This window comes from Erwinia sp. PME.40.26/001, assembly GCF_055556675.1.
The window spans coordinates 1087370-1114256 of the sequence record NZ_JBVHNP010000001.1 but is presented as its reverse complement, the minus strand read 5'-3'; the positions used below and the strand labels follow the sequence as shown (position 1 = coordinate 1114256).

The window sequence follows — 26887 nt, the reverse complement described above, 5'->3', positions numbered from 1 at the left end:
CGTCGAACGGCAGCTTTCCCTGACGGCTTATTGCGATACTTGACCCATGCCCGCTCAGGGCAACTATTCATCTTGACGTCAATGAGGCAAATCAATGCACAATTTACTGGCTGAACAGCAGACATTCTCTGATAACGCCCTGTTTCTGGACGCGCGTGCAGAAAATGTTCCCCGTGGCGTAGTCACCGCGCACCCGATTGTGATTGCCAAAGGCAAAGGTTCTGAAGTCTGGGATGTGGAAGGGAATCGTTATTTAGATTTTGTCGGCGGCATTGGCGTATTAAACGTAGGCCATAACCATCCTGCCGTGGTGAATGCCGTCACCGCGCAGCTGCAACGGGTATCCCATGCCTGTTTCCAGGTAGCCGCTTATCCGGGTTATATCGAGCTGGCCCGGCGTCTGAATGCGCTGATTGGTGCCGGTGAAGAATTTAAAAGTGTGTTTTTCACCAGCGGGGCCGAAGCGGTAGAAAATGCGGTGAAAATTGCCCGCGCACACACCGGCCGTCCTGGCATCATCGCTTTTGACGGTGCGTTTCACGGGCGGACCTTATTAGGCGTGACCTTAACCGGAATGAGCCAGCCCTATAAGCAGAACTTTGGGCCGTTCCCGGGGGATATTTACCGCGTCCCGTTCCCTAACGCCTTCCATCATGTGTCCGAACAGGACTGTCTCAACGCACTGGATACGCTGTTCGCCGTGCAGATCCTGCCGGAGCGTGTCGCGGCGATCATCATCGAGCCGGTACAGGGTGACGGTGGCTTCCTGGCGGCGTCACCGGCCTTTATGCAGGCGCTGCGCGAGATCACCCAGCGTCACGGTATTCTGCTGATCTGCGACGAAGTGCAGACCGGCTTTGGCCGTACCGGTAAGATGTTTGGCTTCCAGCACAGCGGCATCGTGCCGGACCTGGTTACCGTGGCAAAAAGCCTCGGCGGCGGCCTGCCGATTTCTGGCGTGGTCGGCAAAGCGGCCATCATGGATGCGCCAGCGCCGGGCGGGCTGGGGGGCACCTATGGCGGTAACGCACTGGGCTGTGCGGCGGCGCTGGCGGTACTCGATCTGTTTGAGCAGGGCGATCTGCTGGCGCGGTCGAATCAGCTCGGCCAGCAGATGAATGCGCGTCTGCATCAGTTGGCAGAAAAATATGCCTGCATTGGTGAAGTGCGGGGCATTGGCTTTATGCAGGCGGTGGAGATAATTGATTTTGAAACCAAAAAGCCCGATGCCGCGCTGACGCAGAAGATCCTCGACAGCGCCTGTCAGGAAGGACTGTTGCTGATCAAATGTGGTCTGCACCGCAATACCGTGCGCTTCCTGGCACCGCTGGTGACAAGTGATTCGCAGCTGGAAGAGGCTCTGCATATCTTTGATATCGCCCTGGCACGCGCCACGGGGCGTTTAGGCTGATAATTCTTCCTCATTGATATTATTACATTTATTGATAATTACGCCCGGATAGCACGCGATGTTAAAATACTGGCGTCTCAGTGATTAAGCGTGCTATACCAGTTGGGTGACGTGAACCAATGAGGGGTCTTATGAACGGCTTAATGAAACTGGACCGTATCGACATTAACATTCTGGTTCAGCTCCAGAAAGATGGCCGTATCAGCAATGTGAACCTGGCCGATGCCGTTGGGCTTTCGCCCAGCCCCTGTCTGCAACGCGTCAAGCGCCTGGAAACCGCGGGTTTTATCACCGGTTATGAGGCGCATATCAATCTGACGAAAATCACCGATTCCGTCACGGTGTTCACCGAAGTGACTCTGTCCGGGCATCGCCGCGAGGATTTCCTGAAGTTTGAGAATGCGATCCGCGAAGTGGATGAGCTGATGGAGTGCCATCTGATCACCGGGGGGTATGACTACCTGCTGCGCTTTATCACCCGCAGTATTGAGCACTATCAGGAAGTGATTGAAGGGCTGCTCGATGCCAAGGTGGGCATTGATAAGTACTTCAGTTATATCGTGATCAAGTCCCCCATCATGAAAAGCAGTGTGCCGCTGCGGTCGCTGATTACCCGCCACACCCAGGTCGAGTTTTAGTCCCATTTCACGCCCGGGCTGACCCTTTTTTCAGGTCAACCCGAGGTGAGGATGTGCGCCATTGTCCAGGTCAACGTCAGAGGCGCGCCGCGCGCCCGCGACAGCACCATGCCTGGCACGCGGGCTTCCCTCATCCGGCAGAATATTTCCCCGCCCGCCCGCAATTCCCTACAAAACGCCGTACTGACCCCGCACAACCAAAAAACTGCGCCTGCTAAAGGGCTTACACTCTTTTTATCCGCTAAAAAAGAGCCAGGAGTCCCTATGCTCAAGCCGGTTGTCCCCGTGGTTGCCGAATGGCAGCGCGATGAATATCTGTTAAGCAGCGATACCCGCAAACTGGATATCGCGTGGGTGCATGCCCAGCTGGCTGAAAAAAGCTACTGGGCCGCCGGGCAGTCGCTGGCAACCACCGAGCGATCTCTCGCCGCATCCATGCCCTTTGGTCTTTATTACCGCCAGCAGCAGGTCGGATTTGGTCGTCTGATCACCGATTACAGCCGCTTTGCTTACCTCAGCGACGTGATGATTGATGATGCCCATCGCGGCAAAGGGCTCGGCCGCTGGTTTGCCGCCACCGTGCTCACCCATCCCGAACTGCAAACAATAAAACGCTGGATGCTGGCCACCGACGATGCTCACGACGTTTATCGTCGGGCGGGCTGGCAGCCCGTGGCACAGCCACAGCGACTGATGGAATTTATTCCCAACCCACCAGAGGACAACACCCCATGAGCTACCGCGTTGGCGTCGATATTGGCGGATCGTTCACGGATTTTGCGCTGCTGGACGAGCGTGATAACAGCATCCGTACCCTGAAAGTCCTGTCACGCCCGGACAGCCCCGGCAGCGAGATCACCACCGGGCTGGCGCAGTTTGCGCAGCGCGATGGGATTGATCCTGCCGACATCCATTACTTTACCCACGGCACGACGGTCGGCGTTAATGCGGTGATCCAGCGCAAGGGGGTGAAGCTGGCGCTGTTTGCCACGGAAGGGTTCTGTGATGTGCTGGAGCTGGCGCGGCTCAAAATTCCACATATTCACGATCTGTTTTCACGCCGTCCGGCCCCGCTGATCGCCCGCGACCGCGTTTTCGCCATCAGAGAGCGCAGCGACCGCGACGGCAACGTGCTGCAGACGGTGGACCGCCAGAGCGTCATCGATGCGGTGGAGGCGGCGCGCGCGGCGGGCTGCGAGGGTATTGTCGTCTCACTTCTGCACAGCTATCGCAACGGCAGCAATGAAGCGCAGGTGCGCGAGATCGTGGCTGAAATCGCCCCTGACCTGCTGACCTCCTGTTCGGCAGAGATCTGGCCGATCATCCGCGAATATGAACGCACCATCACCGCGGTGATCAATGCCTACGTGCAGCCGAAGGTAATCCAGTATCTGGATGCCTTCGAGCGGGCGCTGAAAGCGATGGGGGTACCGGTACCGCCGCGTATCACCAAATCTAACGGCGGGGTGATGGGCCTGGCGCAGGCAAAAGCCGAGTGCGTGCAGATGGTGCTGTCTGGCACGGCGTCCGGGGTGATGGGCGCGAGCTATATCGCTGAAAGCTGCGGTTTTGACCGCCTGCTCAGTCTGGATATCGGCGGCACCAGCGCGGATGTGGCGGTGATCATCGACGGCCGTCCGGAATACGGCAACGGCGAAATTATCGGTGATTTCCCGATCTATATTCCGTCCGTCTCTGTCACCTCGGTGGGACAGGGCGGGGGATCGATTGCCTGGATCGACAGTCTGGGGGTGTTGCAGGTCGGCCCGGACAGCGCCGGATCGCTGCCGGGGCCGGTCTGCTTCCGCCGTGGCGGCACCGAGGCGACCGCCACGGATGCCTTTGCGGCCTGCGGCCTGATGGGGCATGGCGACCTCGGTTACAACGCGGTGCAGGTGGACGTCGCCGGCGCGCGTGCGGCGGTCGGGAAACTGGCCGGCCCGCTGGGGATCAGCATTGAGGAAACTGCCGAAAATATTATCGCGCTGGCGATCTCCAGCATGTACAGCGACACCAGCGGGCTGATCTCGCGCTTTGGTCTGGATCCGCGCGAATTTTACTTCCTGGCGTTCGGCGGTGCCGGGCCCATGATGGGCTGCTTCCTGGCGCGTGAGCTGAAGCTGAAAGGCGTGGTGGTGCCCCCCACGCCAGGCGTGCTTTCGGCGCTGGGTGGCCTGGTGGCCGATATCAAAAATGACTTTATCCGCACGCTGTACTGCGACCTGACCCCGGCGGTCAGTGACCGCCTGCAGCAGAGTGCGCAGCAGCTCAGTGACGAAGCGGAAGGCTGGCTGGCACGGGAATATGGTGCCGATCTGCCGTACGAACTCAGTTTCTCGGCAGATATGCGCTATCGCGGACAGTCGTTTGAAATCGATGTCGTCCTGCAGCGATGCTGGCTGCTCGAAGGGGACCTGCAGGCAATCCGCAGCGCCTTCGATGCTCATCACACCCGTCTGTTTGGCCATCACGATGCGCAGGCACCGGTACAACTCATCAACCTGCGGCTGGTGCTCTCCTCCCCGACGCCAAAACCACGCCTGACCACGCTGCCTGAGGCAGACGGACCGGTTCCGGTACAGCAACAGGTTGAGGCCTGGATTGACGGGCGCTGGTGGCAGCTGGATGTTGTTGCCCGCAGTGCGCTGCGCGCCGGACACCAGCTGACCGGGCCGGTGATTATTGCCCAGGATGACTGCACCACCTGCGTTCCGCCGCAGATGCAGGTCGATGTTGACCAGTACGGCAACCTGATTATTACCCCGCTAACCGGAGCACATCATGGCCATTGATGGACGTAACCTGCAAATTCTCGCCAACTACTGCGCGGCCGCCGCCGATGCCATGGCATTTACGCTGATGCGAACCGCGCACTCCACCTTTGTCAAAGAGACGGAAGATTTTTCCTGTCAGATTGTCAGCCGTGACGGGATGGCCTTTGCGTCACCGCGCAGCTTTGGTGCGCCCTGGTACAGCGGCATTGATTATGGCCCGGTGCTGGCGCTGATTGACGGCTATCAGGAAGGTGATATCTGCATCACCAACGATTCGTATGCGGGTAACGTGGCTACCCATTCACCGGACATTCATATCTGGAAACCGGTGTTCCACGACGGCGAAATCACCTGTTTTGTGGTGGGCCACATCCATAACACCGACGTGGGGGGAGCGGTACCGGCCTCGCTGTCGCGCTCGCTGACGGAGATCGTGCAGGAAGGCATCCGTATCCCGCCGCTGAAGATCATCAGCGGGGGTGTGCTGAACGAAGAGGTGGCGCGCATTATGCGGCTGAACGTCCGTGCGCCCGATCAGAACTGGGGAGACTTTAACGCCCAGATTGCGTCGGTAAATATTGGCGAACGCAAAGTGCAGGAGATTATCGCCCGCTTTGGCATTGAGGACTTCCTCACCGGGGTTGAGGGGATCCTCGATTACGCCGAGCAGCAGGCGCGCGGCATTATCAGCACCATTCCTGACGGGGAGTACTTCTACGCCGATTACGCGGACGAAGATGGCGAGGGCGGTTATCCCTGCCGTATTGCCGTCACGCTGCGGGTGAAAGGCGACAGCCTGGTGCTGGACTATACCGGCAGCGATCCGCAACTGATGTCCTCCCTCAATATGCCTACCGGGGGGCGGGAACGTCACCCGCTGGCGCTGGTGGGGGTGACATACGTGCTGTCGACGCTGGATCGTTCCCTGCTGCTGAACGCCGGAACGCTGCGCCCGACGCGGGCGATTTTACCGCCGGGCACCATTATGAACTGTGAAGCGCCAGCGGCCGTAGGCATGCGCTCCCTGACCTGTGCCATGTCGCAGATTGCTACCGTGGGCGCGTTTTCCCTGGCGATGCCGGATCGGCTGCCGGCCAACTCCCCGGGGGGGAACTCCATCATTAATATCCGCACCGTTGACGGCCAGAACCGCAGCGTGGTGGCCTCCCTCGGCCCGGTAGGCGGCGGGGCGGGCGGTACACCGAAACACGATGGCCCGGACGGTTCCGGCGGCCTGTCGGCGTTTCTGAAGAATACGCCAATAGAGATCAACGAAGCGGAAGTCCCGGTGCGGTTCCTGCGCTATGGTCTGGCGACCGATAGCGCAGGTGCCGGGGAGTATCGCGGCGGGCTGGCGACCGAAATGGCGTTTGAGGTGTTTGCCCCTAATACCACTATTACGGCCCGCAACCGCAATCGTTCGGTCTTCTCCTCCGCCGGGGCGGCGGGCGGACGGGCGGGTAGCACCTCATGGTTTCGCACCGAGCATGCCGATGGCCGCGTGACGGAGCACGGGAACACCGATGTGATCCACTGCGGGCCGGGTGACGTGGTGGCAATCAAAGGCCCGGGTGCCGGCGGCTACGGGCTGGCGAAAAACCGCCGCGCGCAGGCGGTACTGCAGGATGTACAGTGCGGCTTCCTGACGGAGCAGGCGGCTCGTGAGCAGTACGGCGTGGCGCTGCAGTGCGGAGAGATTGACGACGTCGGGACGGCGCGCCTGCGTGCGGCAATGCCGGCGGGGACTGGCGAGCACTTCGACGTGGGGGACGCCCGGCGCACCTTTGAAGCCCTGTGGACACCGGAACGCTATCAGCTGTTAACGGTGTTTCTCGCCCGGCAGCCGGTAGTCTGGCGTCATTTTCTCAAGCACCAGGTGTTTGCGGCGGTAAACGCGGGCGAGGGGGCGGACCTGCCGCTGGAAGCGCAGATGTCCGCTCTGTTTAGCGGGTTGCAACAGCGTTTTCCGGCACTGAGCGGGAGATAAGTCCTGCCCCCTTGAATTCTGCGATCCATCCCGAAAAACGGGATTTAAGGGCGGCTGCTTTATTATTTTGTGATGATCTTAGTTTTTATTTTCGGTAATATTTTTGGTGTGCTCAGGAGGTTTTACTTTATTAATGGAGTAAGTTATGGAGGTGGAAAATGGATTTCAGTCTTAAAACGTTAATACATGCAGTAATAGGTGGGGGGGGCTGGGGGTTGGCACTTTCGGGATTTGTCCCCCTGTTATTTCCGGCCATTACACTCACGCCTTATGTGATCAACTGCGGTGTGGTGACAGGAGGAACCCTGCTCAGTGCTTTGTACCTGTTCGCCGTCTGGCGCGCAAGTTGATGCGCTTCTGTTCGTTCTTGCCACAGGGTAGTCAGCAGCTGGTCTATTTCTATTTTTCTGTTTGTACCCTCTATCTGATGATTCACCTTATCTGGGACTGGCGGTCAACGCATACGCCGCCATTTTCATTACACAAGCTGCAATATAAATTACATCAGGTGTTTTCTGGCGCGACCTTTGCATCGAGTTTGTTTTTTTTGGTTATTGCGCTGGACCTGAATAATCCCTTGCGCCACTCTGAGGCGTTTATTTTCCCCCTTATTTGTACTTCACTGTGTGGCATTATGGTTTCACTGGCCAATATCGCCCCCGGCCCTCACGAGCCAGGGTGAAATTATTTCACCAGCGCCAGCGAGAAGCCGTCCCAGCCTTTTGCCCCCACGGTTTGAATCGCGGTCGCGTCAAGGCGGGGATCGCTGCCCATCATGGTCAGAAAGTCACGTATCCCCTGAATATTCCAGTCGCTGGTATCGCCGTCAGCGACGTGACCATTGCGCACAACGTTATCGCCAATAATCAGCGTACCCGGGCGCGAATAGCGGATCGCCCACTCCAGGTAGGCCGGGTTATTACGTTTATCAGCATCAATAAAGATCATATCAAACGGCGCGGCGTCAGCCAGCGTCGGCAGGGTATCCAGCGCGGCGCCGACGCGCAGGGTGACCCTGTGTTCCAGCCCGGCGCGGCGGATATTCTGTGCGGCGATCTCCGCGTGGCGGGGTTCATATTCCAGAGTGATCACTTTGCCCCCTTCGGGCAGCGCACGCGCCATCCACAGCGTGCTGTAACCGCCAAGCGTGCCGATTTCCAGTATGCGTTTCGCCCCGGTCATTTTTGCCAGCAGGTTGAGCAATTTGCCCTGGTTCGGGGCCACATCAATGGCCGGTAAGCCCGCGGCCTGATTGTTTTCCAGCGCGGCCAGCAGTGCCTCATCCTGTGGCACCAGCTGTTCTGTCAGATAGTTATCGACCTCTGTCCAGCGTTGTTGATTCATGATTTCTCCTTGCTAAGGGGGAGCAGGCTGAGCCGAAAAGAAGGTCAGCCCTGCGGGTTAAAGAACCGGTATCAGCACTGGGTTTACTCTGTACAGGCCTGTGACCGGGTGGTTTTCAGATCCGGGATCAGCGTTAACAGCCCGCACAGCGCCATACCTGCTCCGATCCACAGCGGCGCGCTCAGCCCGAAACCGTACTCAATACCCAGGCCGCCGAGAAGCGACCCGAGCATCAGCCCGAAGGTGATCATCGAGGTGTGCAGCGTGTTCACCAGCTGTCGGTTACCGGCAGCGGCCATCACGCGCGTCACCATCGCCGGATTCATCGTCACGCCAAACAGCCCGACACCGACAACCGAGGCAATGGCGACCGGTGGCAGATGAATAAAGCGGGCAAACAGCGCAAAACAGCAGGCCAGCGCCAGCAGACCCGTGGCGATCGCCGGCAGCGCATAACGCCCGGCAAGGCGACCCACCACGGCATTACCCAGTACGGTGGCCATGCCGTATACCAGCAGCAGCACGGTCACTTCGCCGTGGCTGAAACCGGTCTGCGAGCTGAGGATCGGGGTAAAGTAGCTGAAACCGGCGAAGGTCGCGCCAATAATCAGCAGGCTGGTGCTGTAGGCGCGCCACAGCGTCGGGTTTTTTAACGCCCGCAGTTCATCGGCCAGATTGATGTCGTCCGGTTTCAGCGTGGCAGGCACGGTTCTGGCGGTCAGCCACAGGGCGAGCAGGGCAATGACCACCACTGACCAGAAGCTGACGCGCCAGCCTGCCAGATTGCCGATAAAGCTGGCCAGCGGCAGGCCAAGCACGGTGCCGATCATCAGCCCTCCCAGCACGACGGTGATGGCACCGGAGATCTGCTGTTGCGGGACCAGCCTGACGCCGGTGCTCACCGCGCAGCCGATAAAGGCACCCGCCACCGCCCCGGTCAGGATGCGGGCAATCACCAGCGGCAGATAGCTGCCCGCTAGCGCTCCCAGCGCCTGGCTGGCAACAAACAGCGCCAGCAGGATCAGCAGACTGCGGCGCGGCGGATGCTTCAGTAACACCAGCGCGAGCAGCGGCCCGCCTGTCGCCATTGCCAGCGCGTACAGGGTAATCAGATAACCGGTCATCGGCAGGCTGATATGCAGATCGGCGCTCATGATATTCATCAGTGCGGCAACCTGGAATTCGCTGGTCACCAGCGCAAAAACACCAAACCCCAGCGTATACACGGCTGCGGGGAGGCGGATGGAAGACGACGACATAACGTTTCCTGATAATCGATAAGTGAAGAACAAGTGTAGAGGCTGAGGCCGCTGCGTCCAGCTAGCCTTTAGTAGAGGGGGGGCGGCAGAGAGTTGAGCTCCAGCGCGCGCCGGATGGCATGTTTACCGTTGCTGACGCCCAGTTTGCGCGTGGCGTTAGCCATATGAAATTTCACCGTACTGGGCTGAATACCAAGGATGACAGCAATCTCGCCGTAGGTTTTCCCCCGGCTGCTCCACAGCAACACTTCCTGTTCACGCCCCGAAAGCGCCGGATGATGGCTGGAGCAGAGGGCTGTTTTTTCATGCAGGGCCACTAACAGCATCTGCAGGTCAGCCAGCCGGGAAATCACCTCATGGGAAAACGTCAGATTATCGCGGCGGCGGATGACGCTGAGCAGTGACATCTGCTGCTGCGGGTCGTGCACGGTGAAGGTGTAGCCTTTGACCCGCTGGCACCGGTTACCCGCCTCACACAGCCCGGCGTTGGGCCGTGCGCAGTCCTGCCAGTTAAATGGAGAAATGCGCTGCTGTGCCGCCAGCACCACAGGGTCTTTCAGATAACGGCGACGTTCGCTGTAGTCATTCACCCAGTCTGCCGCGTGGCTCGATACGACCAGTGCGTCACCGGGGGCATGCCGGTTCTGACGCAGATAAAGAAAATCAACGTCTCCCAGCGGGGCCAGGCGCTGACGGAGTACGGCTTCTGTCTGTGCAATGATGGTACGTTCGCTGGCGTGCTCCACGCTGACTCTCCGGCAGACAGGGATAAGGCCGTCCATCCTCGCACATTATCAGCGCGTTTTAAAAACCTTCATCTGGTGTTAACCCCACTGTCACACAATCCCTTCAATGTTACTGCCATCAGTCACCGGGAACTTAACGCAAATTTCCCTGCTATCCGGCCTTGTCCCGTGGAGATTTTTTTTATGCTCAACTTATCCAGACATCCGACCACTTTATATCAGGCGATAGCGGCCCAGCTGGAAGACGAGCTGCGCAGCCGCTACCGCAGCGGTGAGTACCTGCCGTCTGAAAAACAGCTGGCGGCGAACTATGCCGTTAACCGCCACACCCTGCGCCGGGCGGTGGATGAGCTGGTGGACAAGGGGCTGGTGCAGCGCCGCCAGGGGGTGGGCATCCTGGTGCTGATGCGGCCCTATAACTATCCCCTGCACGCGCAGGCACGCTTCAGCCAGAACCTGATGGAGCAGGGGAGCCACCCGACCAGTGAACGCCTGCTGGCGGTGCTGCGCCCCTGTAATGCTGAAGTGGCGACGGCGCTGGGCATTCACGAGGGCGATACGGTGATCCATCTGCGCACCCTGCGCCGGGTGAACGGCGTGCCGGTCTGCGTGATTAACCACTATCTGCCGGACCTGAGCTGGTGGCCGCAGCTGCAGCAGTTCAGTCACGGCTCGCTGCATGACTTTATCCGCCTGCATCTCACCGCCGGGCTGACGCGTAAGCAGACGCGGATCACCGCGCGCCGGGCGCAGGCAAAAGAGAGCAGCCTGTTGCAGGTTTCCCTGCACGCGCCGCTGCTCTCGGTGCGCACTCTGAACACCTGTACCGACAGCGGCAGCATGGCGGAATACTCCGTCAGCCTGACGCGTGCCGACATGATTGAACTGACGCTGGAGCATTAAATGGAAGCACATAAGGCACGTCAGCACTGGCTATCGGTGCTGGCCCACAGTCAGCCGCAGCAGCTGCTGGCGCACTGGCCTGCGGATTTACAGCCAGCGTACCAGCTGCTGCGCGCGCCGGAAACGGGCCTCACCCGCCTGCAGGCGCGCATGGGCGGCACCGGTCGCCGCTTTATCCTCGGGGATACCACCGTGACGCGCGCCGTGGTTCGCCTTGAAAACGGCGTGTGCGGTTACAGCTACCTTCTCGGGCGGGATAAAGCCCACGCCGAACGCTGTGCGCTGCTCGACGCCCTGTTGCAGGATGACAGCACACATTACCTCCATCAGCAGATTATCGTGCCGCTGGCGGCCCTGCGTGACGAGCAGCGTGCGCTGCGCTCACGGGAAGTTGCCAGCAGCCGGGTCGATTTCTTTACCCTTGTCCGGGGAGACAACGCATGACATTACTGGCCAGTTTTAGCCATCCCGTGGCGGATGCGCAGCGTGCCTTCCGCCGTATTCTGAAAGCAATGAGTGAGCCAGGTGTGATGGTGTCCCTGCCTGCGCTGCCCGCCTGGGGTAACGCTTCCTGTGCGGCCACCGCGGTGATGATGACCCTGGTGGATCGTGAAACCCCGCTGTGGATTGACGATGCCCTGCGCGACGACGCGCTGTTGAGCAACCTGCGTTTCCATACCGGCGCGCCGGTGACCGACAGCCCGGAAGCGCCGTTTGCCCTGCTGCATGCCCGATCCGGCATCAGCCTTGACCGTTTTTCCCCCGGTGACAATGTGTCACCGGAAAAAAGCAGTACGCTGATCATTGACGTTCCTGCCCTCAGCGGCGGCCTGACGCTGCGCCTGCGCGGCCCCGGCCTGCAGGAGCGTCGTGCCATCGCCCCCCAGCTTCCCGACAGCGTGCTTCACTACCTGCGTGAACGGCACCACCGTTTCCCGCAGGGTATTGATCTGATCTTTACCTGTGGTGAAAACATGATGGCGCTGCCGCGCAGCACCGATGTGGAGGTCTGCTGATGTACGTCGCCGTGAAAGGGGGCGAGAAGGCCATTGCCGCCGCCCATCAACTGCAGGAGAGCCTGCGCCGGGGGGACAGTGACCAGCCGGAGCTGTCCTGTACGCAGATTGAACAACAGCTGGGACTGGCGGTGGATCGCGTGATGACCGAAGGCGGCATTCACGACCGCGAACTGGCGGCGCTGGCGATCAAACAGGCCGCCGGTGACCTGGTCGAAGCGATTTTTCTCCTGCGCGCCTACCGCACCACGCTGCCGCGTCTGGCTGACAGCCTGCCGCTGGACAGCGGGGCGATGCGCGTCGAGCGCCGTATCTCGGCGGTGTATAAAGATCTGCCCGGCGGACAGCTGCTCGGGCCGACCTTTGACTACACGCATCGCCTGCTGGATTTCACCCTGCTGGCCGAAGGCAAGACCCCGGTGACGCCGCGTGCAGAGCAGCCGCTGGCGGCAGAGTGCCCGCATATGTTTGATCTGATGACACGGGAAGGGCTGGCCCGGCGTGAAGAAGATGACGGCAGTGAGCCGCTGGATATCACCCGCGATGCGCCCGCCTACCCGATGCCGCGATCGGCGCGTCTGCAGCAGCTGGTGCGCGGCGATGAAGGCTTTCTGCTGGCGCTGGGGTACTCCACGCAGCGCGGATACGGGCGCACCCATCCCTTTGCCGGGGAGATCCGCACCGGATGGGTCAGGGTCGACATTATCCCGGAAGAGCTGGGCTTTCCGCTGGACATTGGTGAAGTGATGCTGACCGAGTGCGAAATGGTCAACGGTTTTACCACGCCGGAAGAGGATGCGCCGCACTTTACCCGCGGTTACGGGCTGGTGTTTGGTCGTGCGGAACGGAAAGCGATGGCGATGGCGCTGGTGGATCGGGCCCTGCAGACGGAGGAGCACGGTGAACGGATAACCAGCCCGGCGCAGGACGAAGAATTTGTTCTCTCGCATGCGGATAACGTTGAAGCGGCGGGATTTGTCTCACACCTGAAGCTGCCCCATTACGTGGATTTCCAGGCTGAACTGGAGCTGCTGAAACGCCTGCGGGCGGAATACCAGGAGGCGCACCGTGACTGAACTGAGCGGTTATAACCCCGGCTATCTTGATGAACAGAGTAAACGCACCATCCGCCGCGCCATCCTGAAAGCCGTCGCCATTCCCGGCTATCAGGTACCCTTTGGTGGCCGCGAGATGCCGATGCCCTACGGCTGGGGCACCGGCGGTATTCAGCTGACGGCCAGCGTGATCGGCGAACATGATGTGCTGAAGGTGATCGACCAGGGGGCGGATGACACCACCAATGCGGTCTCTATCCGCCGCTTTTTCCAGCGCGTCAGCGGGGCGGCCACCACCGAGCGGACGGTGGATGCCACGCTGATCCAGACCCGGCACCGCATTCCTGAAACGCCGCTGAGTGAAGACCAGATCCTGATTTACCAGGTGCCGATCCCGGAACCCCTGCGCTTTATTGAGCCGCGGGAAACCGAAACCCGCACCATGCACGCGCTGGAGGAGTACGGCATCATGCAGGTCAAACTGTATGAAGATATTGCCCGCTACGGCCATATCGCCACTACCTATGCTTACCCGGTAAAGGTCAACGACCGTTACGTGATGGACCCGTCGCCGATCCCAAAATTTGATAACCCGAAGATGGACATGATGCCCGCGTTGCAGCTGTTCGGTGCCGGACGTGAAAAGCGTATTTACGCGCTGCCGCCCTATACCAAAGTGGAAAGTCTCGACTTTGATGACCATCCCTTCACGGTACAGCAGTGGGATGAGCCCTGTGCGCTGTGCGGGTCACGCGACAGCTACCTGGATGAAGTGGTACTTGATGACGCCGGCTCCCGCCTGTTTGTCTGTTCCGACACCGACTACTGCCATCAGCAACAAGAGACCCTATCATGAAGCGCGAGTCCCCCCTGCTGGCGGTCAGTCAGCTAACCCATCTTTATGCCCCGGGCAAAGGGTTCAGCGATGTCTCTTTCGAGCTGTATCCCGGCGAGGTGCTGGGCATTGTCGGCGAGTCCGGCTCCGGTAAAACCACGCTGCTGAAGTCGATCTCTGCCCGCCTGGCCCCGCAGCACGGCGAGATTATCTATCAGGGGCAGGACCTTTATGCCCTCAGCGAAAGCGACCGCCGCCGCCTGCTGCGCACCGAGTGGGGTGTGGTGCATCAGTATCCAATGGACGGCCTGCGGGCGCAGGTGTCTGCCGGGGGCAACATCGGTGAGCGGCTGATGGCGGTCGGCCAGCGGCATTACGGGCAGATCCGCGAAACCGCTGGCCAGTGGCTGCAGGACGTGGAGATCCCGCTGTCGCGCATTGACGACCTGCCGGGCACTTTTTCGGGCGGTATGCAGCAGCGGCTGCAAATTGCTCGCAATCTGGTGACCCACCCCACGCTGGTGTTTATGGATGAGCCCACCGGCGGGCTGGACGTGTCGGTACAGGCACGCCTGCTGGACCTGCTGCGCAGCCTGGTGCGCGACCTGAATCTGGCGGTGGTGATTGTCACCCACGATCTCGGCGTCGCCCGCCTGCTGGCCCACCGGCTGCTGGTAATGAAAGAGGGCAGGGTGGTCGAGAGCGGACTCACCGACCGGGTGCTGGACGACCCGCACCATCCGTACACCCAGCTGCTGGTGTCATCGATTGTCTGAATCCGGCGTTGCTGGCCGACCGGAAAAGCGGGTCGGCCACGACGGAGACGAGGTGACCTTTTTGTGGTCGTCCCGTTGGGGGATTAACCTTTTTGCAGGGAATGAAAATGAATCTGAAACTGCGCGTCGAAAATCTGTCAAAAACCTTTGTGATGCACAATCAGCACGGCGCAGAGCTGCCGGTACTGCGTAACGCCTCGTTGCAGGTGGCGGCGGGAGAGTGTGTGGTGCTGCACGGTCATTCGGGCAGCGGTAAGTCCACGCTGCTGCGGTCGCTGTATGCCAACTATCTGCCGGACAGCGGGCATATCTGGGTGGCGCATCAGCAGGAGTGGGTCGATCTGGTGAGTGCCCCGGCGCGGCAGATCCTCGCTATCCGCCGCGAGACGATCGGCTGGGTCAGCCAGTTCCTGCGGGTGATCCCACGGATTTCCACCCTTGAGGTGGTGATGCAGCCGCTGCTGGAGCGCGGCGTGGCCCGTGACGAGAGCGAAGCGCGGGCAAAATCCCTGCTTTCGCGTCTTAACGTGCCGCCGCGACTGTGGGCGCTGGCACCCTCAACCTTCTCCGGCGGTGAGCAGCAGCGCGTTAATATCGCCCGGGGGTTTATTGCCGACTCACCGATCCTGTTGCTGGATGAGCCAACGGCCTCACTCGATACTGCCAACAGCGCTGCGGTGGTGGCGCTGATTGAAGAGGCGCGGCAGCGCGGCGCGGCCATTGTCGGCATTTTTCATGATAACGCGGTGCGCGATCGCATCGCTGACCGTCTGCATGTGATGCAACCTGTTGCCCTGGAGCACGCCGAATGATCATCAATAACGTCAAACTGATCCTGGAAAATGAAGTGGTGGCGGGGTCACTGGCCTGTGAAAACGGCGTGATCCGCGCCTTCTCTGACACACAAAGCCAGCTTCCGGCAGCGATGGACGGCGAGGGCGGCTGGCTGATGCCCGGCATGGTCGAGCTGCATACTGACAATCTGGATAAATTCTTCACCCCGCGCCCGAAGGTGGACTGGCCTGCGCACTCTGCCATGAGCAGCCATGATGCGCTGATTGTTGCCAGCGGCATTACCACGGTGCTGGACGCCATCGGCGTCGGCGACGTGCGCGACGGCGGCCACCGCATGGAGAATCTGAACAAGATGATCGATGCGATCCGCCACAGCCAGAAGCACGGCCTGAACCGCGCGGAACATCGCCTTCACCTGCGCTGTGAGCTGCCAAATGATTCCACGCTGCCGCTGTTTGAACAGCTGATGTGCAATCCGGCGCTGTCGCTGGTGTCGCTGATGGATCACTCTCCGGGCCAGCGTCAGTACGTGTCGCTGGCGGCATGGCGCACCTATTTTGGCGGCAAGTATCAGCTCAGCGACGTTCAGCTCGATGCCTATGAGGCCGATCAGCTGCGGCTGGCCGCACGCTGGTCAGCCCCGAACCGCGAGGCCATATCCGCCTGGTGCCGTCAGTATCATATCCCACTGGCCAGCCACGATGATGCGACGTATGAGCACGTCGTGGAGTCGAAAGGGGTCGGTAGTGTGATCGCAGAGTTCCCGACCACCGAAGAGGCCGCACGCGCTTCGCGCGAGCTGGGCCTGCAGGTGCTGATGGGTGCGCCGAATATTGTGCGCGGCGGCTCGCACTCCGGCAACGTGGCGGCCAGCGCGCTGGCGCAGATCGATCTGCTGGATATCCTCTCCTCTGACTACTATCCGGCCAGCCTGCTGGATGCGGCATTCCGTCTGGCCCGTGATGAAAGCAACAACATGACCCTCCCTCAGGCCGTGGCGCTGGTCACGCGTAATCCCGCCCGCGCCATCGGCCTTGACGATCGCGGCACGATCGGTGAGGGCAAACGTGCCGATCTGGTGCTGGTGCGCCAGCACCGGGAACAGGTGCATGTTGCCCGCGTCTGGGCGCAGGGCAGGCCGGTGTTCTGATGGGGCGGTTGATCTGGCTGATGGGGCCTTCGGGCTCCGGTAAAGACAGCCTGCTGCTGGCCCTGCGCGAGTGCGCACCGGAGCGGGTCATTGTCGCGCATCGCTATATTACCCGCAGCGCCAGCGCCGGGGGCGAGAATCACGTTGCCCTCAGCGAGCAGGAGTTCCGACGGCGGCGTGCGCATGGCCTGTTTGCTCTCGACTGGCAGGCGCATCAGTACTCCTATGCGCTCGGCATTGAAATCGACCGCTGGCTGGCGGCCGGGCTGGACGTCGTGGTCAACGGTTCGCGGCTGCATCTGCCCGCGGCCCGCCAGCGCTACGGTGAACAGCTGCTGGCTGTCTGTTTGCAGGTATCGCCTGAGGTGCTGGCCAGCCGCCTGCGCCAGCGCGGGCGCGAGGATGAGGCGGCCATCAGCCAGCGGCTGAAACGCGCAGCGGAGCCGGGCCCGGCAGGGTGCATCACGCTGAATAATGACGGGCCGCTGGGCGAGACATTACAGCGCTTTTCGGCGCTGCTGGCGCAGCCTGATCGGTAGGGCGTGTAAGGCAAAAAATGTTCCCGGTGACAGTCGTTTCACCCGCCAGCCCTCATGGCATCTGCAACCATTCTCAGTACGGATGATATTCCCACCCCCGATTTTCCCCTGCTCCCGGGAGCCAAAAGGCTCCTGTCATTTTTCCATCACCCCCCTGTCATTAAAGTTTCATCGCTGGCGTACTTAATAGGGCCACAGCGAATCACGCGCAACCTGACGACGGTAGACATATGGCACAGGCATTATTAAAGATTGCTTCCGAGCAGCAGACGGTGCCACAGGCTGCTCTGCGCGCGAAAGTGCTGGCGGTTAAGGGCTTAGGCAAATCTTACGGCACGCAGACGCGCGTCCTGCAGGATATTAATTTTGACCTGCATGGCGGGGAACTGGTGGCGGTCATTGGCCGCAGCGGCGCAGGCAAATCGACCCTTTTGCACGTGCTCAATGGCACCATCCCGGCCAGCGAAGGCGAGATCCTCAACTTCCATGAAAATGGGCAGCAGCAGAACATCGTTGAGCTGAATACCCGGCAGATGCGCCAGTGGCGCAGCGAATGCGGCATGATCTTCCAGGACTTCTGCCTGGTACCGCGGCTGGATGTGCTGACCAATGTTCTGCTGGGCCGCCTGAGCCAGACATCGACCCTGAAATCTTTCTTTAAAATCTTCCCCGACGCAGACCGCGCCCGCGCCATTGGCCTGCTGGAGTGGCTGAATATGCTGCCCCAGGCGTTACAGCGTGCGGAAAATCTCTCCGGCGGGCAGATGCAGCGGGTGGCTATCTGCCGTGCGCTGATGCAGAACCCGAAAATTTTACTGGCCGATGAGCCGGTGGCCTCCCTCGACCCGAAAAACACCCGACGCATTATGGATGTGCTGCGCCAGGTGAGCCACAACGGGATCAGCGTGATGGTCAACCTGCACTCGGTGGAGCTGGTGAAAGAGTACTGCACGCGCGCCATCGGCATCGCTAAGGGGCGTATTGTGTTCGACGGGCACCCCTCGGAGCTGACGGACGATCTGCTGCACGTGCTTTACGGCGACGACATTTCTCAACGTAACGAAGACCTCCAGGCCTGACCGGGCAATACTACTTTTATGGGATACGGAACTCAGCAATGAAAAAAATCATTCTCGCAGCGGTAATCAGTAGCGTCATGGTAGCCAGCGTTAACGCCGCCGATGCACCAAAAGAACTGAACTTAGGTATCCTCGGCGGTCAGAATGCCACGCAGCAGATTGGTGATAACCAGTGCGTGAAAGACTTCTTCGACAAAGAGCTGAACGTGGATACCAAACTGCGTAACTCGTCTGACTACTCAGGCGTGATCCAGGGGTTGATTGGCGGCAAGGTCGACATGGTGCTGAGTATGTCACCCTCGTCTTATGCCTCGGTGTACATTAACGATCCTAAGGCGGTCGACGTGGTCGGCATCGTCGTGGATGACGCGGATAAATCACGCGGCTACCACTCGGTGGTGGTGGTCAAAGCCGACAGCCCGTACAAAACGCTGGCTGACCTGAAAGGCAAATCCTTCGGTATGGCGGATCCGGATTCCACTTCCGGCTTCCTGATCCCCAATGAAAGCTTTAAGAAAGAGTTCGGCGGCACGGTGGACGATAAATATAACGGCCACTTCTCCAGCGTCACCTTCTCTGGTGGCCACGAGCAGGATGTGTTGGGCGTGCTGAACGGCCAGTTTGACGGGGCCGTGACCTGGGCTTCGATGATCGGGGATTACAACACCGGTTACACCAGCGGCGCGTTCACCCGCATGATCCGCGCCGGTAACCCGGACCTGATGAAGAAAATTCGTATTATCTGGCAGTCACCGCTGATCCCGAACGGGCCGATACTGGTCAGCAACAAACTGCCGGCTGATTTCAAGGCGAAGCTGATCACCGCCATCAAAAAGCTGGATACCGAACACCACAGCTGCTTTGTTAAAGCCGTTGGCGGTGCGCAGCATATCGGCCCGGCCACCGTCGCCGACTATCAGGCGATTATTGATATGAAACGTGCGCTGACCAAAGCCCGTTAATCCTCTGCTTATTTCTCCACTGATCAGGGCCGTCGTCTGACGGCCCTTGACGCCGGTATCCGCATGACACATCCCGATTTTGAACGCTATTACCAGCAGGTTCGCGGCAGGCAAAAGCGCGATACGCTGCTGTGGTCACTGACGCTGCTGGTGCTGTATCTCGCCTCCGGCCATCTGGCTGAATTTAATCTGCACACCATCTGGGTGTCGCTGCCGAACTTCTTTGATTATCTGGCCGAAACCGTGCCGGTCCTGCACGTTTCTCAGCTGTTTGCCGACAGCCATACGGAAGGTTCGTTTGCCTACTGGGGCTATCGCCTGCATATCCAGCTGCCGCTGATCTGGGAAACGCTGCAGCTGGCGCTGGCCGCCACGCTGGTGTCGGTGATGATTGCCGGCGTGCTGGCCTTTTTTGCCGCCAGCAACACGCAGACACCGCGCGGCGTCAGTTTCGCTATCCGCACCGCCGTGGCTTTTCTGCGCACCATGCCCGAACTGGCGTGGGCGGTAATGTTCGTGATGGCGTTTGGCATTGGGGTGATCCCCGGTTTCCTGGCGCTGGCGCTGCACACCGTAGGCAGCCTGACCAAGCTGTTTTATGAAGCTATTGAAAGCGCCTCCGACAGGCCGGTGCGCGGGCTGGCATCGTGCGGGGCGTCGTCGCTCCAGCGTATGCGCTTTGCCCTGTGGCCGCAGGTGAAGCCGGTCTTTCTCTCCTATGGTTTTATGCGCTTCGAGGTGAATTTCCGTCAGTCGACCATTCTCGGGCTGGTGGGGGCAGGGGGCATCGGCCAGGAGCTGATGACCAACATTAAACTCGACCGCTATGACCAGGTCAGCATGACGCTGATCCTGATTATTCTGGTGGTCTCCCTGCTGGATATGGTCTCCGGCCGGGTGCGTCGACGTGTGGTGGAAGGGAACCGGCTATGATGGGATTGATCGGCAGTGAAAAACTGGCAGGAATGAAACAGCAGCATCAGGCGCTGTTTGCCATCCAGCGGGCTTACCTGCGCCGCACCGGGCTGATTGCCGGGGCGATTGTGCTTTATTACGTGTTTTTCTTTACGCAGTTCGGTATCAGCTGGCAGCAGCTGACGATTGGCCTGGGCCAGCTGGCACACTATTTTATGCGCATGTTTGTCTGGCATGACGTGGCGAACTGGCCGTTTGCGTACTATTTCAGCCAGATTTTTATCACCATTGCGATTGTCTTCGCCGGGACACTCACCGCGACGCTGCTGGCACTGCCGCTCTCGTTCCTGGCGGCGCGTAACGTGATGTCATCACCGCTGCTGCGGCCTGTCGCGCTGGTGGTGCGCCGTCTGCTGGATATCCTGCGCGGCATTGATATGGCGATCTGGGGGCTGATTTTCGTCCGTGCCGTCGGCATGGGGCCGCTGGCCGGGGTGCTGGCGATTATCATGCAGGACATCGGGCTGCTGGGTAAACTCTATGCCGAAGGTCACGAGGCGGTGGAGCGTTCACCGGGTCGCGGGCTGAATGCGGTGGGGGCGAACAGCCTGCAGAAACACCGCTACGGCATTTTCACCCAGTCTTTCCCCAGCTTCCTCGCCCTCAGCCTGTATCAGATTGAATCGAATACGCGTTCCGCTGCGGTTCTGGGCTTTGTCGGGGCGGGCGGCATCGGGCTGGTCTATGCCGAAAATATGCGGCTGTGGAACTGGGATGTGGTGATGTTCATCACCCTGATCATGGTGGTGATTGTGATGATGATGGATTATATTTCCGCGAAGCTGCGTAAGCGCTACATCAGCGGGCAGCCGGTGCCGCTGTTTGGCCAGCAAACGAATCCGCCGTAAGCCCCCCGCAGGCCAGGGCGGGCCCGTCAGCGCAGTACGTTAACCGGGGGCGCGCAGATAGCGTAGGGTGGCATCAACCACCAGCTTCCGGTTACGCGTCAGGCTCTGCTGCCCGGTTTCACTGCCACCGAACAGCGCATTAAAGGTGTAGTGATTGGCGACATTATGAAAGCTGATACTGCTGATCAGGCGATGGACGTCGACAGTGGTGACGGCGGCATCAAACTCCCCGCTCTGCTTCCCCCTGATCAGCACGGCATCCAGCACGTCCAGCGCACTCTGGTTAAGCGCCTTAATTGTCTCTGACTGGCTGATATAGCGCCCGCGCATCAGGTTTTCACTACAGATCAGCCGCATAAAGTCAGGATGAGCCACGTGATAGTCGAAGCTGGCCTCGGCCAGCCGCGCGATGGCCTGGGTCGGCGACATATCGGCCAGGTTCAGTCCGCTCTCGTGCTGGCGGATCTCGCGATACACCAGGTGCAGAACCTCAATATACAGCTGCTCTTTATTACTGAAGTGGTAGACCACCATACGTTTAGTGGTCTGTGCCTCTTCAGCGATCTGTTCCATGCGCGCACCCTGCAGGCCGAACGCGGCAAAGGTGGTCAGGGCGCTGGCGAGGATGCGTTTTTTTAATCCTTCCGGATCGTTTTTGCGTCTGGCGGGGGCTGGCATAATGACTGAATACCCGTAATGCTGAGTGAAAACCGCGGCCAGAGTAGCGCCTGAAGCGCGGATTTTCAAACATCACGGCACAGAACACCTGTTGCGCTGAATCCGGGAGCTCGGAAGGCTTAAGGGATCACAGGGTCGAAAACCAGGGGTGGGTGCGGTCGGTGACGCTGGCGTGATGGTGCTTAATGCGCGCCGCCAGCTGGGCTTCTGTCGGCAGCGGGCGGCCGCGCAGCACCGCTTCGGCAGTGGCACCAAAGGTGATAATGCCGCGTGTCGCGATGTCAGCGGCTGCCACGTAGCCTGCCAGCCCCACCTGTTCGCCTCCGTGCTCGTCCGCTTTCTGGCGGCAGCGGACCAGTAATCCCTCCAGCGCCCGGTAAAGTTCACGCGCCTCGCCCAGCACCGGGATTTTCCCACTCGAATCATGCAAAACCTGCTCCAGGCGCTGAAAGACCGTCGCGTTATCACCGGCGCTGAACAGCGTTTCTAACGTCTGCTGCCAGTGGTGCCAGGTGCGGACGAACAGGGCGTTCTGCACCAGCGCCAGGCTGGCGTGCTGCCAGTGGAAATGCTCACTGAGCTGGTTGACGCGCTGCTGAAGCGCACAGAACTGGGCTTCACCGGACAGGTGGTCAGGGATCACCGGCGTGAGTTCCGCGATGAACTGCTCGACTTCTCTGGCGGTTTCAGCAGGGAGCACCGGCATAATTTTGCGCTGCTGCAGGAGCTTAAGCAGGCTGAGGTCATAAAACGCCGCACTCACGCGTTCTCCGGCCAGTAACGCCCGATTAACGGTATGTATCGCTTCGGCTGACGCTGCGCGGGAACGCTGTTCAAGCAGGGCGGCATGCAGCTGGCCGTAGGCAGGGGATGGGCTGAGTTCAGTATTCATCGTGCGCCTCACGGTAAAGAGGGCCGGGGCTGAGCCAGGCAGTGCCAGAGAGTATGGCAGAATCTCAGCCACTCATCAGGCCATTCTGGCCTTCTCTCGCCGCCACTGGGTGGGGGAGCAGTGAAAATGCTGTTGAAAGACTTTGGCAAACTGCATCTGGCTGGTGTAACCCAGTGAGTAAGCGATAATTTTTACCGGAAGGCTGTGATCGGACAGTAGGGATGTTGCCACGTCCATACGCAGCAGGAGCAGATACTGTTTTGGCCCGTAGCCAAACTGCTGCTGGAACAGCCGGCTGAGATAGCTGCGGTCAATGTTGCAGTATTGCGCGACCTCGCCAATGCTCACGCTGCGGTGGTAGTGGCGTTCCATAAACTGAACGGCATTATCCAGATGTTTGTTACCGCTGCCTGCTTCTTCCTTCTGCTCGTGATGGACGTTGGCGATTAAGGCATCGAGGAACAGGCAGGTCAGCCCGGCAATTCTCAGCGAATGCACCGGGTCCTGTGCCACCAGCTGTTGCAGGCACTGCGCGGCGTCGTTCGCAGAAAGCGTATCTTTTGGCCGCCAGATCGGCATATCACGACGTAAACCACATTTTTCCAGGCTTCTTATGGCAATCAGCCCGTCCAGTTCCAGCCACATATATTCCCAGGGCCGCTGCTTATCGGCTTTATAGGTGGTGATCTCATGCGGATGGATAAGGAAGGCTTCCCCCTGGCGCACCGGCCAGCGTCGGTCACCGGCGAACAGTGTTCCGCCCCCGCTTATCACATAATGAATAAGATAATGCTGGCGGACCGCCGGGCCGTAGCTGTGCTGACTGGCACAGACCTCATGACCATACTGATAAATGTTCAGTCCAAACTGGGCGATGTCGTGGGGGTGAATATCTTTCTGCATCACTTTTTCCTGTTTTTTATCAGCTTATTACAGCATTTATTTTCTTTCATGCTCAGCGCGGTAACGTCATTTTGTGATATCAAACGGCAATCATGACGGCCAGCGGCAGTATTTAGCGAGCCAGATCACAGTTCGATTCCGGCGTCATTTTTCACCATATCAATGTCAAAAAATGACATAGGCAGCTGGCCCCCCGCTGCCTAGAGTGAGGGCAACTTCACTTCACTGGTTAAAAGGGCACAACAATGAAAATTACCTTTCTTGGGGCGGGCAGTACGGTTTTTGCGAAAAACGTGCTGGGGGATATTCTGGCCACGCCGGCATTACAGCAGGTTGATATCGCCCTGTATGACATCGATGCCGAACGGCTAAATGACTCGTGGCTGATGCTGAATAACCTCAATGCGAATCTGTGCCAGGGCAAAGCGAAAATTGAAAAATTTGCCGGCGTTGAGCAGCGTCGCCGTGCGCTGGCGGGGGCCAGCTATGTGATTAACGCCGTTCAGGTCGGCGGTTACGATCCCTGCACCATCACCGATTTTGAGATCGCTAAAAAATATGGCCTGCGCCAGACCATCGCCGACACCCTCGGTATTGGGGGCATCTTCCGCGCGCTGCGCACCATCCCGGTGATGATGGACTTTGCCCGTGATATGGAAGCGGTCTGCCCGGACGCGTGGCTGCTGAACTACACCAACCCGATGGCCTCACTGACCGGCGCCATGCTGCAACACACCGGCATAAAAACCGTCGGCCTGTGTCACAGCGTGCAGGTGTGTGCCGAAACGCTGTTGAAGTCTGTGGATATGCCGACGGACGGGGTGAAATGGCAGATTGCCGGGATTAACCATATGGCGTGGCTGCTGAATATCACCCGCAATGGGGAAGATATTTACCCGGAGATCAAACGTCGCGCGCTGGCGCTGACCGATAAGCATGACGATATGGTACGGCATGAAATCATGCGCGTGTTTGGCTATTACGTCACCGAGTCCTCAGAGCACAATGCGGAATATATGCCGTACTGGATCAAGCGCAACTACCCTGAGCTGATCGAGCGATTCAATATTCCGCTGGATGAGTATCCGCGCCGCTGTATCGAACAGATTGATCGCTGGCACCAGCAGCGTGACAAGCTGACGCAGAACGAGAATCTGACCCACACCCGCAGCCATGAATATGCCTCGTGGATGATTGAAGCGATGGAGACCGACGTTCCCTACAAAATTGGCGGTAACGTGCTGAATCACGGGTTGATCACCAACCTGCCGACCGAAGCCTGTGTGGAAGTGCCGTGCCTGGTGGACGGGCAGGGCGTGACACCGTGCTTCGTGGGCGACCTGCCGCCGCAGCTGGCCGCGCTGAACCGCACCAATATCAATACTCAGCTGCTGACTATTGAGGCGGCCATCACCGGCAGGAAGGATCATATCTATCACGCCGCACTGCTCGACCCGCATACCTCCGCTGAACTGTCGATTGATGACACGGTGAAACTCTGTGATGAGCTGATTGCCGCCCACGGCGACTGGCTTCCGGCTTACCGCTAACGCTCTCTGGCGCAGGGCTCCTTTGCGGGGCCCTGCATGATGACACTGGCAGGGACAGACAACGATGACAGTTTCAGTAAAAACAAAAATCAGCTACGGGCTGGGGGCTTTCGGTAAGGATTTTGCCATCGGCATTATCTATATGTATCTGATGTACTACTACACCGACGTGGTGGGTGTATCGGTGAGCATGGTGGCTTCGCTGTTCCTGGTCGCCCGTATTCTGGATGCTTTTTTTGACCCGGTCATGGGCTGGATTGTCGAGCGTACCCGGACGCGCTGGGGCAAGTTTAAGCCCTGGATCCTGATCGGTACGCTGACGAACTCGGTGGTGCTGGTGTCGGTATTCTGTGCCCATCACTTTGAGGGCGGCGCGCTGATTGCCTGGATCTGGGCCACTTATCTGCTGTGGGGCTTTACCTATACCCTGATGGATGTGCCGTTCTGGTCGCTGGTGCCCTGCATCACCCTCGACAAGCGCGAACGTGAAGCACTGATCCCGTGGCCGCGTTTCTTTGCCAGCCTGGCCGGTTATACCACCGGCGTCATCGGTCTGCCGCTGGTTAACTACCTGGGGGACGGCAATAAAGGGCAGGGATTTATGCTGTTTTCGCTGATCCTCGTGGTGTTCTTCATCCTGTCGGCCCTCATTACCCTGCGCAATATTGAAGAGAAATATTCCTCATCTGCCGTGCCGAATGCGCCAGAGCACACCACGATTAAAGCGGTGGTCAGTATGATTTTCCGCAACCGTCCGCTGTTTGCCCTGCTGTTGATGGCCCTGGCGTGGAACCTTGCGCACAACGTCATTACGGCGTTTGCCATCTATTACTTCACCTATGTGGTGGGCCGGGCGGAGCTGTTCCCCTGGTACATGATGTACGCCGGGATTGCCAACCTGATTGCCATTCTCTGCTTCCCGAAACTGGTCGCACGTTTCTCCCGCCGGGCGATCTGGATCAGCGCATCGGTGCTGCCGGTAATGAGCTGCCTGCTGCTGCTGGCGGTGGGGATGTACGCACCGCAAAGCGCCACGCTGATCTCCCTGTCCGGGATCCTGGTGAATATTGGCGGCGCATTCTTCTGGGTAATGCTGGTCATTATGGTCGCGGACACCGTCGACTACGGGGATTATGCGCTGGGGGTGCGCATCGAAAGTATCGCCTTCTCGGTGCAGACGATGGTGGTCAAAGCCGGTGCGGCCTTTGCCGGGCTGCTGATCGGCGTCATGCTGGGGGTGGTGGGCTATGTGCCGGGCGTGCAGCAGTCGGCCAGCACTATCGTGGGAATGCAGGGGATCATGATCGGCGTACCGCTGCTGTTCTTTGTCCTGACGCTGTGGATCTATCTGCGCCACTACAAGCTGGATGGCGAAATCCTGCATGAGATGCAGCGGGCCTTACAGCATAAATATGGCGAAGGTGAGGGGGTGATGACGGCGCAGGTCAGGCCGCTGGAGAGTGACGCTGAGGGCAGATATGCCTCTGAGACGTTGAATCCGGGTCACCTCAAACCGTAGTGGACGTGTTTGAGGTAAGCCGGACGTCACGCGACAGGACGTCGCGTGACGAGGCCCGCAGGGAGGCGGATTTGCCGATCCGGCGTGCTTAAACTGGCCTCAGACCTGAAGCCAGACTGTCAGCGACAAAAAAGACTGACACACCCAGGCGGTATCCCAATGCACACAGAATCCCCGTTAAATACGGGGAACTGTAACCATCGATTGCCAATTGTAATGTTATAAAGTAACAGTTATCATCCGCAGCGCGGGC

General features: G+C 59.4%; 27 protein-coding genes. 21 read left to right on the top strand and 6 right to left on the bottom strand.

The genetic code is table 11. The features are described 5' to 3' along the window. Positions 1-94 precede the first annotated feature (94 nt). The 6 genes from gabT to ACZ3HG_RS05445 all read left to right on the top strand — a co-directional run bounded on the left by gabT (position 95) and on the right by ACZ3HG_RS05445 (position 7492). Positions 95-1411 (top strand): 4-aminobutyrate--2-oxoglutarate transaminase, encoded by a 1317-nt coding sequence (gene gabT, locus ACZ3HG_RS05470; protein ID WP_191936975.1) that lies wholly within the window; start codon positions 95-97, stop codon positions 1409-1411. Positions 1412-1542: 131 nt separating this feature from the next. After that, entirely contained in the window at positions 1543-2049 is a 507-nt protein-coding gene (locus ACZ3HG_RS05465; RefSeq protein ID WP_062742678.1) for an Lrp/AsnC family transcriptional regulator, read from the top strand. Positions 2050-2313: 264 nt separating this feature from the next. Further along, the gene (locus ACZ3HG_RS05460) at positions 2314-2784 is read left to right on the top strand and encodes a GNAT family N-acetyltransferase (protein WP_465332159.1); all 471 of its coding nucleotides are present in this window, start codon (positions 2314-2316) and stop codon (positions 2782-2784) included. After that, positions 2781-4841, top strand: a complete 2061-nt coding sequence (locus tag ACZ3HG_RS05455; protein ID WP_465332157.1) for a hydantoinase/oxoprolinase family protein — start codon at positions 2781-2783, stop codon at positions 4839-4841. The genes ACZ3HG_RS05460 and ACZ3HG_RS05455 overlap by 4 nt, the downstream gene beginning before the upstream one ends. Continuing rightward, a complete protein-coding gene (locus ACZ3HG_RS05450; protein ID WP_191936976.1) occupies positions 4831-6810 on the top strand; it encodes a hydantoinase B/oxoprolinase family protein in 1980 nt (659 codons plus the stop codon). The genes ACZ3HG_RS05455 and ACZ3HG_RS05450 overlap by 11 nt, the downstream gene beginning before the upstream one ends. Before the next feature lie 349 nt (positions 6811-7159). Next, positions 7160-7492 carry a hypothetical protein gene (locus tag ACZ3HG_RS05445; RefSeq protein WP_465332582.1) on the top strand — a complete coding sequence of 111 codons (333 nt, stop codon included), beginning with the start codon at positions 7160-7162 and terminating at the stop codon, positions 7490-7492. Between the two features lie 2 nt (positions 7493-7494). Here ACZ3HG_RS05445 and ACZ3HG_RS05440 read toward each other — a convergent pair whose 3' ends face one another. The 3 genes from ACZ3HG_RS05440 to ACZ3HG_RS05430 all read right to left on the bottom strand — a co-directional run bounded on the left by ACZ3HG_RS05440 (position 7495) and on the right by ACZ3HG_RS05430 (position 10195). Next, on the bottom strand, positions 7495-8154 hold the full coding sequence (locus tag ACZ3HG_RS05440) for an O-methyltransferase (RefSeq protein WP_191932759.1): 660 nt from the start codon (positions 8152-8154) through the stop codon (positions 7495-7497). An 83-nt stretch (positions 8155-8237) separates the two neighbouring features. After that, complete coding sequence (locus tag ACZ3HG_RS05435) at positions 8238-9413, bottom strand: MFS transporter (RefSeq protein WP_465332155.1); 1176 nt, start codon at positions 9411-9413, stop codon at positions 8238-8240. A gap of 68 nt (positions 9414-9481) precedes the next feature. Next, a complete protein-coding gene (locus ACZ3HG_RS05430) occupies positions 9482-10195 on the bottom strand; it encodes a LuxR family transcriptional regulator (protein WP_465332153.1) in 714 nt (237 codons plus the stop codon). A gap of 147 nt (positions 10196-10342) precedes the next feature. Here ACZ3HG_RS05430 and phnF point away from each other — a divergent pair, with 147 nt between their 5' ends. The 13 genes from phnF (at position 10343) to phnE (ACZ3HG_RS05365) (ending at position 21092) form a co-directional block, all read left to right on the top strand. Next, positions 10343-11062, top strand: a complete 720-nt coding sequence (gene phnF, locus ACZ3HG_RS05425; protein WP_118663839.1) for a phosphonate metabolism transcriptional regulator PhnF — start codon at positions 10343-10345, stop codon at positions 11060-11062. Further along, on the top strand, positions 11063-11506 hold the full coding sequence (phnG, locus tag ACZ3HG_RS05420) for a phosphonate C-P lyase system protein PhnG (RefSeq protein ID WP_191932757.1): 444 nt from the start codon (positions 11063-11065) through the stop codon (positions 11504-11506). Next, complete coding sequence (gene phnH / locus ACZ3HG_RS05415) at positions 11503-12078, top strand: phosphonate C-P lyase system protein PhnH (RefSeq protein WP_191932756.1); 576 nt, start codon at positions 11503-11505, stop codon at positions 12076-12078. The genes phnG and phnH overlap by 4 nt, the downstream gene beginning before the upstream one ends. Then, the gene (locus ACZ3HG_RS05410; protein ID WP_191932755.1) at positions 12078-13154 is read left to right on the top strand and encodes a carbon-phosphorus lyase complex subunit; all 1077 of its coding nucleotides are present in this window, start codon (positions 12078-12080) and stop codon (positions 13152-13154) included. The genes phnH and ACZ3HG_RS05410 overlap by 1 nt, the downstream gene beginning before the upstream one ends. Further along, complete coding sequence (locus ACZ3HG_RS05405) at positions 13147-13989, top strand: alpha-D-ribose 1-methylphosphonate 5-phosphate C-P-lyase PhnJ (RefSeq protein ID WP_191932754.1); 843 nt, start codon at positions 13147-13149, stop codon at positions 13987-13989. The genes ACZ3HG_RS05410 and ACZ3HG_RS05405 overlap by 8 nt, the downstream gene beginning before the upstream one ends. Further along, a complete protein-coding gene (phnK, locus tag ACZ3HG_RS05400; RefSeq protein WP_062742666.1) occupies positions 13986-14744 on the top strand; it encodes a phosphonate C-P lyase system protein PhnK in 759 nt (252 codons plus the stop codon). Before ACZ3HG_RS05405 ends, phnK begins: the two co-directional genes overlap by 4 nt. A 107-nt stretch (positions 14745-14851) precedes the next feature. Then, positions 14852-15556: a phosphonate C-P lyase system protein PhnL gene (gene phnL / locus ACZ3HG_RS05395; RefSeq protein ID WP_191932753.1), complete on the top strand. Its 705-nt coding sequence runs from the start codon at positions 14852-14854 to the stop codon at positions 15554-15556. Next, complete coding sequence (gene phnM, locus ACZ3HG_RS05390; RefSeq protein WP_465332150.1) at positions 15553-16689, top strand: alpha-D-ribose 1-methylphosphonate 5-triphosphate diphosphatase; 1137 nt, start codon at positions 15553-15555, stop codon at positions 16687-16689. Before phnL ends, phnM begins: the two co-directional genes overlap by 4 nt. Continuing rightward, a complete protein-coding gene (gene phnN, locus ACZ3HG_RS05385; RefSeq protein ID WP_465332148.1) occupies positions 16689-17228 on the top strand; it encodes a ribose 1,5-bisphosphokinase in 540 nt (179 codons plus the stop codon). The genes phnM and phnN overlap by 1 nt, the downstream gene beginning before the upstream one ends. 230 nt (positions 17229-17458) lie before the next feature. Then, the gene (phnC, locus tag ACZ3HG_RS05380; RefSeq protein ID WP_191932750.1) at positions 17459-18307 is read left to right on the top strand and encodes a phosphonate ABC transporter ATP-binding protein; all 849 of its coding nucleotides are present in this window, start codon (positions 17459-17461) and stop codon (positions 18305-18307) included. A gap of 38 nt (positions 18308-18345) precedes the next feature. Next, positions 18346-19269, top strand: coding sequence for a phosphonate ABC transporter substrate-binding protein (phnD, locus tag ACZ3HG_RS05375; protein ID WP_191932749.1), 924 nt, complete (start codon positions 18346-18348; stop codon positions 19267-19269). Between the two features lie 63 nt (positions 19270-19332). Next, complete coding sequence (gene phnE, locus ACZ3HG_RS05370) at positions 19333-20202, top strand: phosphonate ABC transporter, permease protein PhnE (protein WP_062742657.1); 870 nt, start codon at positions 19333-19335, stop codon at positions 20200-20202. Next, positions 20199-21092, top strand: coding sequence for a phosphonate ABC transporter, permease protein PhnE (gene phnE / locus ACZ3HG_RS05365; protein WP_191932748.1), 894 nt, complete (start codon positions 20199-20201; stop codon positions 21090-21092). Before phnE (ACZ3HG_RS05370) ends, phnE (ACZ3HG_RS05365) begins: the two co-directional genes overlap by 4 nt. Before the next feature lie 39 nt (positions 21093-21131). Here phnE (ACZ3HG_RS05365) and ACZ3HG_RS05360 read toward each other — a convergent pair whose 3' ends face one another. From ACZ3HG_RS05360 to ACZ3HG_RS05350, 3 genes are all read right to left on the bottom strand, one after another. Next, positions 21132-21770, bottom strand: a complete 639-nt coding sequence (locus ACZ3HG_RS05360; RefSeq protein WP_191932747.1) for a TetR/AcrR family transcriptional regulator — start codon at positions 21768-21770, stop codon at positions 21132-21134. Positions 21771-21897: 127 nt separating this feature from the next. After that, complete coding sequence (locus ACZ3HG_RS05355) at positions 21898-22662, bottom strand: hypothetical protein (protein ID WP_191932746.1); 765 nt, start codon at positions 22660-22662, stop codon at positions 21898-21900. Between the two features lie 75 nt (positions 22663-22737). Beyond that, positions 22738-23565, bottom strand: coding sequence for an AraC family transcriptional regulator (locus ACZ3HG_RS05350; RefSeq protein ID WP_465332145.1), 828 nt, complete (start codon positions 23563-23565; stop codon positions 22738-22740). Positions 23566-23810: 245 nt separating this feature from the next. Between ACZ3HG_RS05350 and melA the strand changes: the two genes are divergently transcribed. Both melA and melB read left to right on the top strand, forming a co-directional pair. Then, positions 23811-25115 (top strand): alpha-glucosidase/alpha-galactosidase, encoded by a 1305-nt coding sequence (melA, locus tag ACZ3HG_RS05345; protein ID WP_191932744.1) that lies wholly within the window; start codon positions 23811-23813, stop codon positions 25113-25115. Between the two features lie 64 nt (positions 25116-25179). After that, positions 25180-26634, top strand: a complete 1455-nt coding sequence (gene melB / locus ACZ3HG_RS05340) for a melibiose:sodium transporter MelB (protein ID WP_137269295.1) — start codon at positions 25180-25182, stop codon at positions 26632-26634. The last annotated feature ends 253 nt before the right edge of the window (positions 26635-26887 follow it).